Annotated in this window: 14 protein-coding genes and 1 pseudogene; 9 read left to right on the forward strand and 6 right to left on the reverse strand. The window is 73.6% G+C overall.

Going from position 1 to position 12,852, the window contains the following annotated elements:
- Positions 1–83 precede the first annotated feature (83 nt).
- From AC0B9F_RS25080 to AC0B9F_RS25090, 3 genes are read left to right on the forward strand one after another with little or no spacing between them, the layout of a single operon-like run.
- Positions 84–632 carry a (2Fe-2S)-binding protein gene (locus AC0B9F_RS25080; RefSeq protein ID WP_472006276.1) on the forward strand — a complete coding sequence of 183 codons (549 nt, stop codon included), beginning with the start codon at positions 84–86 and terminating at the stop codon, positions 630–632.
- Entirely contained in the window at positions 629–1,621 is a 993-nt protein-coding gene (locus AC0B9F_RS25085; RefSeq protein ID WP_472006278.1) for an FAD binding domain-containing protein, read from the forward strand. Before AC0B9F_RS25080 ends, AC0B9F_RS25085 begins: the two co-directional genes overlap by 4 nt.
- Before the next feature lie 22 nt (positions 1,622–1,643).
- Positions 1,644–3,743: a xanthine dehydrogenase family protein molybdopterin-binding subunit gene (locus AC0B9F_RS25090; RefSeq protein ID WP_472006280.1), complete on the forward strand. Its 2,100-nt coding sequence runs from the start codon at positions 1,644–1,646 to the stop codon at positions 3,741–3,743.
- Positions 3,744–3,858: 115 nt separating this feature from the next.
- Here the strand turns inward: AC0B9F_RS25090 and AC0B9F_RS25095 are convergent, their stop codons facing one another.
- Entirely contained in the window at positions 3,859–5,559 is a 1,701-nt protein-coding gene (locus AC0B9F_RS25095; protein ID WP_472006282.1) for a hypothetical protein, read from the reverse strand.
- Positions 5,560–6,331: 772 nt separating this feature from the next.
- On the opposite strand from AC0B9F_RS25095, the gene AC0B9F_RS25100 reads away from it, so the two are divergent.
- The 3 genes from AC0B9F_RS25100 (at position 6,332) to tgmB (ending at position 7,871) form a co-directional block, all read left to right on the forward strand.
- Positions 6,332–6,469 carry a hypothetical protein gene (locus tag AC0B9F_RS25100; RefSeq protein WP_472006284.1) on the forward strand — a complete coding sequence of 46 codons (138 nt, stop codon included), beginning with the start codon at positions 6,332–6,334 and terminating at the stop codon, positions 6,467–6,469.
- 206 nt (positions 6,470–6,675) lie between these two features.
- A complete protein-coding gene (gene tgmA, locus AC0B9F_RS25105) occupies positions 6,676–6,867 on the forward strand; it encodes a putative ATP-grasp-modified RiPP (RefSeq protein WP_472006286.1) in 192 nt (63 codons plus the stop codon).
- Positions 6,868–6,884: 17 nt separating this feature from the next.
- Positions 6,885–7,871: an ATP-grasp ribosomal peptide maturase gene (gene tgmB / locus AC0B9F_RS25110; RefSeq protein ID WP_472006288.1), complete on the forward strand. Its 987-nt coding sequence runs from the start codon at positions 6,885–6,887 to the stop codon at positions 7,869–7,871.
- A gap of 31 nt (positions 7,872–7,902) precedes the next feature.
- On the opposite strand, the gene AC0B9F_RS25115 is transcribed toward tgmB, so the two are convergent.
- Together AC0B9F_RS25115 and AC0B9F_RS25120 are read right to left on the reverse strand one after the other, a co-directional pair.
- On the reverse strand, positions 7,903–8,118 hold the full coding sequence (locus AC0B9F_RS25115) for a hypothetical protein (RefSeq protein WP_472006289.1): 216 nt from the start codon (positions 8,116–8,118) through the stop codon (positions 7,903–7,905).
- Positions 8,119–8,260: 142 nt separating this feature from the next.
- Complete coding sequence (locus AC0B9F_RS25120; RefSeq protein WP_472006291.1) at positions 8,261–8,518, reverse strand: DUF5133 domain-containing protein; 258 nt, start codon at positions 8,516–8,518, stop codon at positions 8,261–8,263.
- Positions 8,519–8,781: 263 nt separating this feature from the next.
- Between AC0B9F_RS25120 and AC0B9F_RS25125 the strand changes: the two genes are divergently transcribed.
- A complete protein-coding gene (locus tag AC0B9F_RS25125) occupies positions 8,782–9,111 on the forward strand; it encodes a hypothetical protein (protein ID WP_472006293.1) in 330 nt (109 codons plus the stop codon).
- 52 nt (positions 9,112–9,163) lie between these two features.
- Here the strand turns inward: AC0B9F_RS25125 and AC0B9F_RS25130 are convergent.
- Together AC0B9F_RS25130 and AC0B9F_RS25135 are read right to left on the reverse strand one after the other, a co-directional pair.
- Positions 9,164–9,480 (reverse strand): annotated as a pseudogene (locus AC0B9F_RS25130) (hypothetical protein); the annotation flags it as partial.
- A 57-nt stretch (positions 9,481–9,537) separates the two neighbouring features.
- Entirely contained in the window at positions 9,538–10,119 is a 582-nt protein-coding gene (locus AC0B9F_RS25135) for a hypothetical protein (RefSeq protein ID WP_472006295.1), read from the reverse strand.
- A gap of 299 nt (positions 10,120–10,418) precedes the next feature.
- Between AC0B9F_RS25135 and AC0B9F_RS25140 the strand changes: the two genes are divergently transcribed.
- Together AC0B9F_RS25140 and AC0B9F_RS25145 are read left to right on the forward strand one after the other, a co-directional pair.
- Positions 10,419–10,649 (forward strand): DUF397 domain-containing protein, encoded by a 231-nt coding sequence (locus AC0B9F_RS25140; RefSeq protein WP_472006297.1) that lies wholly within the window; start codon positions 10,419–10,421, stop codon positions 10,647–10,649.
- Positions 10,650–10,780: 131 nt separating this feature from the next.
- Complete coding sequence (locus tag AC0B9F_RS25145) at positions 10,781–11,695, forward strand: helix-turn-helix domain-containing protein (RefSeq protein ID WP_472006299.1); 915 nt, start codon at positions 10,781–10,783, stop codon at positions 11,693–11,695.
- 206 nt (positions 11,696–11,901) lie between these two features.
- Here the strand turns inward: AC0B9F_RS25145 and AC0B9F_RS25150 are convergent, their stop codons facing one another.
- Positions 11,902–12,702: an SAM-dependent methyltransferase gene (locus AC0B9F_RS25150; RefSeq protein WP_472006301.1), complete on the reverse strand. Its 801-nt coding sequence runs from the start codon at positions 12,700–12,702 to the stop codon at positions 11,902–11,904.
- Positions 12,703–12,852 lie beyond the last annotated feature (150 nt).

The raw sequence follows: 12,852 nt of genomic DNA on the forward strand, positions 1-12,852 counted from the left end.
CCGGCCATCGGCAGGTGTCGCCCGGCGCGGTCGGGATACGCGGACAGGACGACACGACGCCCCCGTCCGGAGGGGAACACGACATGGGCAGCGAGCACCCCGCACCGCCGGCCGCGTACCGTTCCGACACGACCCTCCGGGTCAACGGCAAACCGCACACCCTCACCGTCGACCACCGGCGCACCCTGCTCGACCTGCTGCGCGAGGAGCTGGGCCTGACCGGCGCCAAGAAGGGCTGCGACCACGGCCAGTGCGGCGCGTGCACGGTCCTGGTGGACGGCCGCCGCGTCAACGCCTGCCTGCTGCTGGCGGTGGCGGCGGACGGCTGCGAGGTGACGACCGTGGAGGGCCTCGCGGGCGACGGCGAGGCATCGCACCCGCTCCAGCGGGCGTTCGCCGAGCGGGACGCCTTCCAGTGCGGATACTGCACACCGGGCCAGCTCTGCTCCGCGCTCGGCGCGCTCGCCGAGGCCGAGGCCGGGCATCCCTCCCACGTCACGGACCCGGCGGCGCCGTCCGGCCGGCCCGTGCCGCTCACCCGGGAGGAGATCCGCGAGCGGCTCAGCGGCAACCTGTGCCGGTGCGGAGCGTATCCACGCATCGTCGACGCCGTGGAGGACGTGATCCCATGAAGCCCTTCGGCTATGTGCGGGCGGGCAGCGTCGCGGAGGCCACCGAGGCGTACGCCGCCCACCCCGGGGCCCGTTACCTCGGCGGCGGCACCAACCTGGTCGACCTGATGAAGCTCGGCGTGGAACAGCCGGCCGTCCTGGTCGACGTCACCCGGCTGCCGCTGGCCGGCGTGGAGGAGCTGGCGGACGGCTCCCTGCGGGTGGGCGCCCTCGTCCGCAACAGCGACCTCGCCGCCCACCCCCTGGTCCGCGACCGCTACCCGGCGCTCTCGCAGGCGCTGCTCGCGGGCGCCTCGGGGCAGCTGCGCAACGCCGCCACCACCGGCGGCAACCTGATGCAGCGCACCCGCTGCCCCTACTTCCAGGACCTGTCCAAGCCGTGCAACAAGCGTGAACCGGGCACCGGATGCGGCGCCCTCGACGGCGTCCACCGCGACCACGCGGTCCTCGGGCACTCCGCGCACTGCATCGCCACCCACCCCTCGGACATGGCGGTCGCGCTGGCCGCGCTCGACGCGCGGATCGAGGTGTACGGCCCCGGTGGCGCCCGGCAGATCGCGGCGGACGTCTTCCACCGGCTGCCCGGGGAACATCCGGAGCAGGACACCGAGCTGCGGCCGGGGGAACTGATCACCGGGGTGCTGCTGCCGACGGCGACGGCCGGACTGCCCTCGCGCTACCGCAAGGCCCGCGACCGGGCGTCGTACGCCTTCGCGCTGGCATCCGTCGCGGCGGTGCTGCACGTGGCGGACGGGGTCGTGCAGCGGGCCGGCATCGCCTTCGGGGCGCTGGCGCACCGGCCGTGGCGGGCCCGCCGCGCCGAGGAGGTGCTGCGCGGCGCGGCGCCGACCGTGGCCGCGTTCGAGCACGCCGTCGACCTGGAGCTCGCCGACGCGCGCCCACTGCGCGACAACGCGTTCAAGGTGCCGCTCGCCCGCAATCTCGCCGTGGACGTCCTGACCGGCCTGGCCCGGCCCTCGGGGCTCTGACCGGCATCCGCCAGGAGGAAGCATGACCGCCACCGCCGTGGGCGCGCCGGCCGAACGCCGGGAAGCGCGCCTGAAGGTCTCCGGCACCGCCCGCTACGCCGCCGAACACGACCTGCCGGGCCGGCTGTTCGCCCGCCCGGTGCCGGCCACCGTCCCGCGCGGCCGGGTCACCGCCGTCGACGCCGCCGCAGCGCTCGCCGCGCCCGGCGTCGTCACGGTGCTCACCCCCGACAACGCGCCCCGCCTGGGCGAGTCGGACGATCCGGCGCTCGCCGTGCTGCAGGACTCCCGGGTGCCGCACCGGGGCTGGTGCGTGGCGCTGGTGGTGGCCGAGACCCTGGAGGCGGCCCGGGCCGGCGCCGCCGCGCTCCGCGTGACGTACGCGGAGGAGCCGTACGACGTGACGCTGACCGAGGACCATCCGGAGGCGTACGTCCCCGAGAAGGCCAACGGCGGGTACCCGGCGGTGCGCGAACACGGCGACCCGGACGGCGCGTTCGCCTCGGCGGCCGTGCGCGTGGACGCCACCTACCGGGTGCCGCCGCTGCACAACCACCCCATGGAACCGCACGCCAGCACCGCGCACTGGGACGGCGAGCGGCTCACGGTGTACACCTCCAGCCAGGGCACGTCCGTCGTGAAGATGGTGCTCGCCGGGCTGTTCGACCTTCCCCAGGAGCGGATCTCGGTGGTGGCCGAACACGTCGGCGGAGGCTTCGGTTCCAAGGGGACCCCGCGCCCGGACGTCGTCCTCGCGGCGATGGCGGCGCGCGCCACGGGACGGCCCGTCACGATGGCGTACCCGCGCCGCTTCCTGCCGTGCGCCGTCGGCCATCGCGCGCCGACCGTGCAGCGGTTGCGGCTCGGGGCCGACGCCGACGGCCGGCTGACCGCGCTGCTGCACGAGAGCACCACGCACACCTCGCGCATCAAGGAGTTCGTGGAACAGGCGGCGGTACCCGCCCGCGTCATGTACGCCGCCCCGGGCCACCGCACCGCACACCGTGTCGTCCGGCTCGACGTGCCCACCCCGTCCTGGATGCGGGCGCCCGGTGAGGCGCCGGGGATGTACGCGCTGGAGTCGGCGATGGACGAGCTGGCCTGCGCCCTGGGCATGGACCCGGTGGAGCTGCGGATCGTCAACGAGCCGGAGACCGAGCCGGACAGCGGCAAGCCGTTCAGCAGCCGGCACCTCGTGGAATGCCTGCGCGAGGGCGCCCGCCGCTTCGGCTGGGCGCAGCGCGACCCGCGGCCGGGGGCGCGGCGGCAGGGACCGCTGCTGCTGGGCACCGGGGTGGCCGCGGCGACGTATCCGGTCCTGATGCAGCCGTCGACCGCGCGGGCCCACGCCCGGTCCGACGGCACGTTCCTCGTCGAGATCAACGCGACGGACATCGGCACGGGCGCCCGGACGGTGCTCGCGCAGATCGCCGCCGACGCACTGGGCGTACCGCTGGACCGAGTGTGCACCGACGTGGGGAGCAGTGACCTGCCGTACGCCTCACTCGCCGGCGGGTCCTCCGGCAGCGCCTCGTGGGGCTGGGCGGTGCACGAGGCGTGCACCCGGCTGGCGGAGCGGCTCGCCACGCGGACGGAGCCGGTGCCGTCCGAGGGACTCACCGCCGAGGCCGACACGTCCGGTGCGGCCGACGCCGACAGCCCGTACTCCCGGCACGCCTTCGGGGCGCACTTCGCCGAGGTCGCCGTGGACACCGTCACCGGCGAGGTCCGGGTGCGCCGGCTGCTGGGCGTGTACGCGGCCGGACGGATCCTCAACGCCCGTACGGCGCGCTCGCAGTTCGTCGGCGGGATGACGATGGGGCTGGGCATGGCCCTGACGGAGGACAGCACCGTGGACCCGGCGTTCGGTGACTTCGTCCAGTCCGACCTGGCGTCCTACCACGTGCCCGTGAACGCCGACGTGCCCGACATCGAGGCGCACTGGATCGAGGAGGACGACACCCGCCTCAACCCCATGGGCAACAAGGGCATCGGCGAGATCGGCATCGTCGGCACGGCGGCGGCCATCGCCAACGCCGTCCACCACGCCACGGGCGCCCGCCTGCGCGATCTCCCGCTGACCCCGGACAAGGTGCTGGGGGCGCTGACCGGCCCGGGCTGAGCGCGCGGGCCACACACGGACGGGCCCTGCGGGCTCCACGACGGCGACGGCCGCTGCCAGGGTCCACTGCGACCTGGCGGCGGCCGTCGCGCTGCGCGTTTCCGCGAACTCGCCTCTACTCGGAGGAGACCCGCTCCCCCACCGCCTCGGGGGACATCCGCTCCCCCACCGCCTCAGGGACCGGCGCCGGTTGCGGGGCCGGGCGGGCGGCGGCCGGGCGCACGCACAGCGCCGCGAGCGCGATGAGGGCGGCGGCGAGCGCCAGGGGGCCGGTGATCCAGGGCGGTGCGGCCGTCAGCCCGAGGGAACGCGACAGGACCGCCACGTCGATCCGGCCGACCAGCAGCCGTAGCGCCGCGAGGGCCGCCGGTACGGCCACCGCCGCCCCGAGCACGGGCAGCGCCGGGCGCCGGCGGGTCAGCAGCAGCGCCAGCAGCAGGCACAGGGCCGACAGTCCGAAGGCCAGGCCGTACACCCGGGCCGGTGCGCCGGCGCGGTGCAGCGGGAACCAGGCGGCGCCGCACAGCGCGAGCACCAGGGCGGCGAGACGGGCCGCCCAGGACGCGAGCACGGCGGACGGGCCGTCCTCACGGGCCGCCGGTTCGCCCGCCTTGTCCGCTGCGTCCGGCGGCGCTTGCTCTGCGGCGGACGGCTCGGGCGGCGCCTGCGTGGCGCGCTGCGCCCGCTCGCGGGCCAGCCGCCCGACGAGTTCCACCAGCTCCTCCACGGGGCGGCCGGTGGCGGCCGCGCGTACGGCCTCGTCGCCGCAGTGCTGCTCCGCCGGTTCGCGGTAGAGCAGCTCCATCAGCCGGGTGACCTCCTCGACCGGGCGGTGTTCGGCGGCGGCGCGGATCATCTCGTCGGCGTCCCCGGCGCGGTACGGGGGCCGGGAGAACACGGCGACCAGGCGGCTGACGTCCTCCACGGGCCGTTCGATGCCGACGGCACGCAGCACGTCGGCCGCCGTGCCCGCGTACTCCCCGGACTGCTGCAGGAGGGTGATCAGCTGGACGATGTCCTCCAACGGCCGCTGCGCGGCGGCGACGTGGAGCAGGCCACCGACCGGGTCGGCGCCACGGGTCGCGCCACGCCCTGGATCCGCCTCGGCGGAGGCGGGAGCGGGGGCGGAGGTGGCCGGGGCGGCGTCCTCACCGGGGACCCCGTCCGTTGCGAGCTCGCCGGGGCCGCCGCCCGCGCCGGACGGAACGTCCGCGCCCGGACGGGGACTCACCCCGGACGGCACGTGCGCGTGCGCCTGCGCGTGCGGTGACGGGTCGCCGCCGGTCGGGACATCCGGGTTCGGGGACGGGTCGCCGCCGGTCGGGACATCCGGGTTCGGGGACGAGGCGGGGCCCTGCGGGACATCCGGACCCGGGAACGAGCCCGAGCCGGGCGGAACATCCGCACTCTGGGGCGCGGTCACACCGTAGGGGACCGCCGCGCCTGGCTGGACACCGGCGCCGGACGGGACCTCGACGTTCGGCTGGACACCCGCGCCCGACGGGGCCACCCCATCCGGCTGAACACCCGCGCCGGACGGGACCGCCGTGTCCAGGCCCGAGCCCGGGCTTGGTGCCGCGCCCGTGCCGTACGTGACGTCCGTGCCCGAGGCGTCCGGGCCTGGCCCGACACCGCCGCTGGACGGCGCGTCGGCACCCGGCGCTGCGTTCGCTTCTGACGGGACGCCCGAGGCCGACGCGGCCTCCGTGCCCGCCTCGACGCCCGCACGCGCCGCGGCTCCCGCGCTCAAGGCGGCGCCCATGCCGGAAACGGCACTCATCCCGGACACGGCGCCCACCCCGGACACGGCGCTCATGCCCGAAGCGGTACCGATGCCGGGCTCGGCGCCCGCGCCGCCGCCGGTGAGGTCCGCCGCAGGCAGACCGGCCCCAGCGGGCACGGCATCCGCAAACGCAGCGGCATCCGCAGCCGCAGCGGAGTGCACCCCTGTCACGGGGTGCGCCCCCGCCGCGTAGGCCGCCGGCATGGCATCCGCGCCGGGGTGGGCAGCCGGCGCGGGCGTAGGCGCGGACTGCGGTGCCGGCTCGGGTGGCGGTTCCGCGACCCGCGCCGGTTCCGCGACCCGCGCCGGTTCCGCGACCCGCGCCGGTTCCGCGACCCGCGCCGGTTCCGCGGCCCGAGCCGGACCGGCGTCACGCGCCGGGTCCGTGTCGGCCGCGGGCCCCGGATCGGGACCGGCGGGAAAGGCCCCGGGCGCCGGGCCCGGCGATGCGGCCTGAGCCTCGGCGGGGTCGGTCAGGGCGGTGTGGGGACGGTCCGGACCTTGCCGTGAAGAGCGGGTGATCATCATGGGCCCTCTCTGAGGGGTGCGGTCGCACCCGGCCCCCGAGCTGCGACACGCGGCTTGCCCTGCCCATTACTAAGGGGTGGCAGTCCGGCCCGCCACTCCATTCGCGCACCCGTGTGACGACGGAGGACGCGCGGGACGCGGGCGCCCACCAGAGGGGAAGCCCGCGAGAACGGTTTCTCCCGGCGAGGCGGTAACCGCGCCCGGAAACGGGAATCCGTCAATCGAAAGCGGGGGAAGAGCAGACGCGGCGCGGCGTTCCGCGCACAGGGGAGGACTCGTGGACACGACCACCACGCGCGCCGTCCTGCCGGCCGACGTTCTGCCCGATGCCCTCCATCCGGACGACATCGCCGTACTCCTGCGCGCACCGCGGTTCCCGCGCTCTCTCGCGCACCGCGCCGCACCGGCGAGCTGACCACCGGGAGCCCCCGGCCCGCACATCCTCTTCACCACCGCGTCACGACGGGCGACGAGGCCCAACTCCGCGCCGATCACGCAGAGTAAGGAAACCATTCACCCGTTCGATTCGTATAAGTGACTGGAGGTCGCAGGACCGCGCTGGCCAAGGGGCGCCGCACGGCGGCACCACTTGTTCGATGCAGTACCGACGAGGGAGAGACGATGCAACCGTTCGCGCTCAACTACGCACGCCCTGCTGCGGAGTTGGATTTCTCCGTTCCGTACGCCTACGACTCCGGGCTGCAGTTGAACGTGCTCATCGACGGCCGGATCGCCGCCCGCGACCATGCACTGCTCAGGGAGTTGGGGACCACGACGTCGACGGCGGGCTCCAAGACCCACTTCGACGACTGAACGCGAGACCGCCGACAATGACCGTGCTGATCCTGACCTGTGAAGAGGACGTGACCGCCGACATGGTGGTGGTCCACCTCAACGCGGCCGCGATACCGGTGGTCCGGCTCGACCCGGCCGATCTCACCGGGGGTGTCGCGCTCTCCGGCGAGTACGTCCACGGGGCGTTTCGCGGCCATCTGTCGTCCGGGGGGCGCCTTGTGAGCCTGGACGGCCTGCGGTCCGTGTGGGTGCGCAGACCCGGCGCCGCGGCCGCACGGGCGCCGCACGCGTCGGCGTGGCTGACGGAGGAGTCCGCGCAGGCGCTGTACGGCATGCTCCGCGGCAGCGACGCGCGGTGGATGAACCACCCCGACGCGGCCCGCCGCGCCCGGCACAAGCCCTGGCAGCTGCACCTAGCCCAGCGTTGCGGGCTGCCCGTGCCGGCCACGCTGATCACGACGTTCCCGCAGGCGGCCCGGGACTTCGCCGAACGCTATCCGGACCTGGTCGTCAAACCGGTGTCGGGCGCGCACCCGCAGGATCCGCCGCGGGCCGTGCCGACCAGCCGGGTCGCGCCGGACACCGACTTCTCGGCCGTCGCCTACGGCCCCACCCTGCTGCAACGCCGGATCGCCAAGCGGGCCGACATCCGGCTGACCGCCGTCGGGGAGCGCCTGCTGGCCGCCCGCAAACCGGCCGATCCGCACGCGCACCCCGACCTGGTCGACGTCCGCTTCGACACCTCGGGCACGGTGTGGCAGCCGGCCGAGGTGCCGCCGCGGGTGGCGGAGGCGGTGCGGTCCTATCTGGGGGAGGCGGAACTGGCCTACGGCGCCTTCGACTTCGCCGAGGACGCCGACGGGACGTGGTGGTTCCTGGAGTGCAACCAGTCCGGCCAGTTCGGCTTCGTGGAGGTGGACACGGGCCAGCCGATCGCCCGCGCCATCGCCGAGTGGCTGGGGCGGCCTCCCGCACGCCGGCGGACCCGGCACGTCGACTGCACCGGCTGCGTCCTGCCCTGAACCCTCGGGCGGGTCGCGGCCGGTGCGGTGGTCACTGCGGGCGCGGCGCGGGCAGCATGGCCGTGCGCTGCCAGCCGGCTCCGGGATGGGTGGGGCGCGGGGACGGGTCGGGGTAGCCGCGAGAGCGCAGGGGGCGCATGACCATCTCCAGCTCCCTGTTCACGCGCTCGGCCTCCCGGCGCACCTCGGTGGGTACGTCTCCGCACTCGGCGATCAGTCGGTCGTAGATGGGGGAATCGTGGAACACCCGGCGCTCTTCCTCTCGTGGGCCCGTGTGGTGGGCACGAGGGTCGAGTCTAGGCGTCCTCGTCCGCGCCCGGGTGCGTTACCCCGCAGTCCCGCACACCGGCGCTCGGGCCGGTGCGCGGGTCGTCAGGTGTTTCGTGCGGTCAAACCGCAAGAGACAGGCCGTTGTCGCCGTCCGTCTCGCTGGTCTGGGGCTGCGGCCGGTGCGCGGCCAGAAGCAGGGCGTCCGCCTTGGCGATCGCGTCGTACACGCTCGTGGTGCCCATCAGGACGCACAGGGTGTAGCTCACGTCCTCCAACTCCCGGGCCGTCGCCGGCCTCTCCCTCTCCGCCTGGGCGATCTTGAGTGATGCGTACTGCGTCAGCAGATGCCTGACGACCTTCGGGTCCGGAACCAGCACGGAGCTCCCCTCTCTCGATTTTTTGCTCCGTATGCCCCGCCCTGGCAGGATCATGCACGCTTTCCCCGTTCATTGGCAGGATTTACGGCCAAGACGGGCCGTGGCGACCAAAAATGTCACGTGAGGGTCGCGGAAGCGTCACGGCACGGGCACGTCCGCCGAATTCACCCGACCGTGGGCGAGTGGCGACGGACCGCTTCTTCGCGCGCCGGGCGGCAGTTGGACAGGGCGCATGACCCCCTGTCTACGAACGGTGTCCACCGATGAGTTGGTCCGCCCGCGCCCTGTGCGCGCTCTACGTCGTCACCAGCGCCGGCCTGGCCTGGACGGCCGTCCTGGAGTTCGGCCACGGCCCCGCCTGGGTCGGCTGCCTCTTCAGCGCGGCGAGCCTGGTCCCGCTGATCGCCCTGGTCCGGGAGACGGAACGCCCCGGGCTCGTCGGCGTCCCGGTGCCGCCCGCGTATCCGGACGCCATGGAGGCCCTTGTCCGCGCGGAGCTGAAGGCGGCGTGCTGCGAACGCTGGTGGACCAGCCTGGGCCGGGCCCACGACGCGACGTGCCGCCACCACGCTCACCGCAGCAGCGCGGCCTGACCCTTCCCGGGGAGGCCGGTGCCCGGCTCCTCGGCCGCGTGCGGTCCTCCGTTCAGGCCGCCTGCCCCGCGTGCAGTGCCGTGTAGGCCCCGCCGCGGGCGAGGAGTTCGTCGTTAATGCCGGTCTCCGGGATGCTGCCGTCACCCATCACCACCCTCCGGTCGGCGCCGCGGACCGTGGACAGCCGGTGGGCGACGACGAAGGTGGTGCGGCCGCGCAGCAGCCGGGCGAGCGCCTGCTGCACCAGCGCCTCGGAGCGGGTGTCGAGCGCCGAGGTCGCCTCCTCGGGGCGACGTTCTCCCGGACCGTGCCGTCGAACAGGATCGACTCCTGCGGTACGACGGACACGAAGGTGACGGCGCCGCGCAGCGAGGTGAGTTCGGCCTTGCCCGTGCTGGGTCCACGGCTACACCGGGCGCGGCGGCCTCACACCCGCTGGCCGCTGTCCGAGACGTGCGATCCCCACTCGCCGAGCGCGCGGGCCAGTTCGGTGGTGGCCCGGGAGATCTCCGCGTCCCCCTCGGCCATCAGATGGCGCAGGACACCGCGCCGCTCGCGCACGGCCTGCCGGGCGGCCCGCTCCCAGGTCACGTGGTTCTCACGGTGGTTGAGGAGCTTGGGGTAGGCGGTGGCGGTGCTCTCCCACTGCCGGGCGTCGGCGATGCTCTTGAGCAGCTGGATGATCCGTGCCCGGCAGGAGACATGGGGCAGCTGGGCCAGTTCCCACAGGAAGGGGACGGTGACGGCGGTGGCCTGTTCCACCACGAAGCCGTACTGGCAGATGCGTTTCCGCACATCCTCCAGCGCGGCACGGGCCGTCGCGGGGTCACCGAAGGCGATCTTGTTCAGCAGCAACGGGATCGCCGCCGCGGATCCGGTGGAGTCCTTGATCTCCGCCCAGGGCACCTGCCCGAGGCCGGCGAGCGGCGCCTGCCGTGCCGCTGCCGCGGCGGTGGCGTCGCGATCCGTGCGCGATGTGCTCTGCTGTCCGGTCGGAGCGGTGCGCATGACGTGGGGCCTTTCCACGGCGGTCGGGTCAGCTCGCAGGGGCCGGTCGGCCCGGGAGGCCGGACGGTTCGCCGGCCGAGTGCCTCGCATGCCCGCACAGCCCGGCGCCGCCCGATGACCGCGGCGCTGTCGGAGCAGGTGAGAGCACGTTTTCTCCCTGAAACAACATCAGGACCCGGCGTCCACCCGAGGGTTGACGTCACGGCTATTATCCACGCAGACGGCGCCCGCGTGCAATTGCACGAGAAATTGCGCGCTAAAAAAATCGCCGACGGGTCGGTCACGGCAAGGAGACTGCGATGCCACCAGTACGCAACGGAGTGCGGGCTAGTTCCCTGGACGCCCGCTGGTTGAAGAGCCGGCACAGCAACGCCGAGGGGAACTGCGTCGAAGTGGCACCGCTGACCGAGGGGGGCATCGCGATGCGCAACTCCCGCGACCCGGACGGCCCCGCGCTGGTCTACACGGCCTCGGAGATGGCGGCCTTCCTGGCGGGCGCGAAGGACGGCGAGTTCGACCACCTGGTGTGAGACGGACGCGGGACCCGTTCGGCCGATCCGGGCTCGGACCCAACTCCCCCGGATCGGACGGATGATGGGCCGCATCGGGAACGAGTGCGATATTCTGGCCGCCTGGTCTGCCGGTCAACGGGGAGTGAAGGATGTCCGTTCAGTCGCATCGCCTCTCCCGGCTGGAATCGTATCTGGACCGGTCGGAGCCCGCGCCGACTTTGCTGAAGATGCTGGTCGGCGTCCAGCTGGCCGGTTTCCGCGAGGACGCCGGGTACTCCCAGGACCAGGCCGCCAAGGAACTCGGCTTCAGCGGCGCCAAGCTGTCCCGCATCGAGGCCGGCAAGGGCCGCCGCCCTCCGGCCGAGAGCGATGTGCGCGCCCTGCTGACGCTGTACGGCACCGACGAGTACGAGGCGTCGGTGCTGCTGAGGCTGTTGCAGCGGGCCGGTGAGCCCGGCTGGTGGCAGCGCTACGACAAGCGGCTGATGCCGGAGTGGTTCGAACGGCTGGTGGGGCTCCAGGAGGCGGCGGCCACCATCCGTACCTTCGAGATCCAGTACGTCCCCGGCCTGCTGCAGACCTCTGCCTACACTCAGGCCGTCGTCAAGCGCGGCCTGCCGAACGCGCCCGCGGGCGAGGTGCAGCGCCGCGTGGAGCTGCGCATGCGCCGGGCCGAGTTGCTGCGACGGGAGGATGCGCCCCAGCTGTGGGCGGTCCTCGACGAATCGGTCCTGCTGAGGGTGCTGGGCAGCAAGGACGTCATGCGCGAGCAGCTCCGGCACCTCATCGAGATGGCGGACCACCCGAACGTGACCATCCAGGTCGTTCCGCTGGACGTGACGGACGCGTCGGCGCCCGCGATCCCGATCACCTACCTGCGCTTCGACGGCCTCGACCTGCCGGACGTGGTCTATCTGGAGCACATCCGCAGCGCGAACTTCCTCGAGGACCGCGACGAGACCGAGGAATACCGGTTCGCCCTGGACCGCCTCGCCGACGAGGCCCTGAAACCGCGCGAGACGATCGAGCTGCTGCACGACACCATGACGAGCCGTTACTCCTAGGACGCGCACACCGGCGACTACGGCGCACACCGGCGCAGCGTTGTCGCCCGAGGCGGTCCGGCCTGCGTGGTGATCCAAGGCGGGGGCCGGGCAGCGGCGGGCGACCATGAGACGGCTGTCGGCTGATCGCAGGGATGCCGTCAGCCGGCCGGAAACCGGCGGGCAGCCGGGGGCCGCGACTGTCCGGCCTGCCGGGCGGTGTCCGGTCAGACGACCCGGCCCACTCCGCCGAACTCGATCCACTCGTGGGTGAGCTGGCGCGGCGCGACCTCGGTGTCCGGGCGCCAGGTGGAGACCTCCACCAGACCCGGCTCGAGGATCTCCAGTCCCTCGAACAGCTCGGCGACGTCCTTCTCCTCGCGCACGCGGCCCCAGCGGCCCTGCGTCGCCTGGTCCATGAAGTCGGTGACGAACGCGCGCACCTCGGGATCCTCGCTGACCAGCTGGCACATCACGAGGTAGCTGCCGGGCACGAGACGCCGCGCGACACGGCGTGCCACCGCGAGCGGTCCGTCGGTGTCGCTGTCGGGGATGCAGTGGAAGACCGAGTTGAACAGCACCGCGACAGGCTCGGAGAAGTCGATCAGACGCCGGGTGTCGGGGTGGTCGAAGATCCGGTCCGTGTCGCGCAGGTCGGCGTGGATGACGGTGGTGCGCTGATCCTGCTCCAGCAGCGCCCGGCCGTGCACCAGCACCATGGGGTCGTTGTCGACGTAGACGACGTGCGCGCTGGCGTCGGAACGCTGGGCGACCTGGTGGACGTTGTCCTGCGTGGGCAGGCCGGAGCCGTGGTCCAGGAACTGCCGGATGCCGTGCTCCTCGGAGAGCGTCCGCACGACGCGCTGCAGGAAGTGGCGGTTGTTCAGAGCGAGCCGGCGGGTGCTGGGGACGACCTTGTCGAGCTGCTCGCACGCCGCGCGGTCGGCGGCGTAGTTGTCCCGGCCGCCCAGGTAGTGGTCGTACATGCGTGCGGCCGTCGGCACGGTGGCGTCGATCTCCGTGGTCAACTGCCTGTCTTCCCCCACCGTGCCCCCAACTCCGCATCCCGTCGCCGAAACCGGCAGCACAGAGCGTACTGGCTCGGCGGATGCGGGTTGACCCGTTCGCGCACATACGACGGTGACTTTCGGACACGTGTGCGCCGCGTCCTGTCGGCT

Source organism: Streptomyces sp. NPDC097129 (assembly GCF_055668065.1).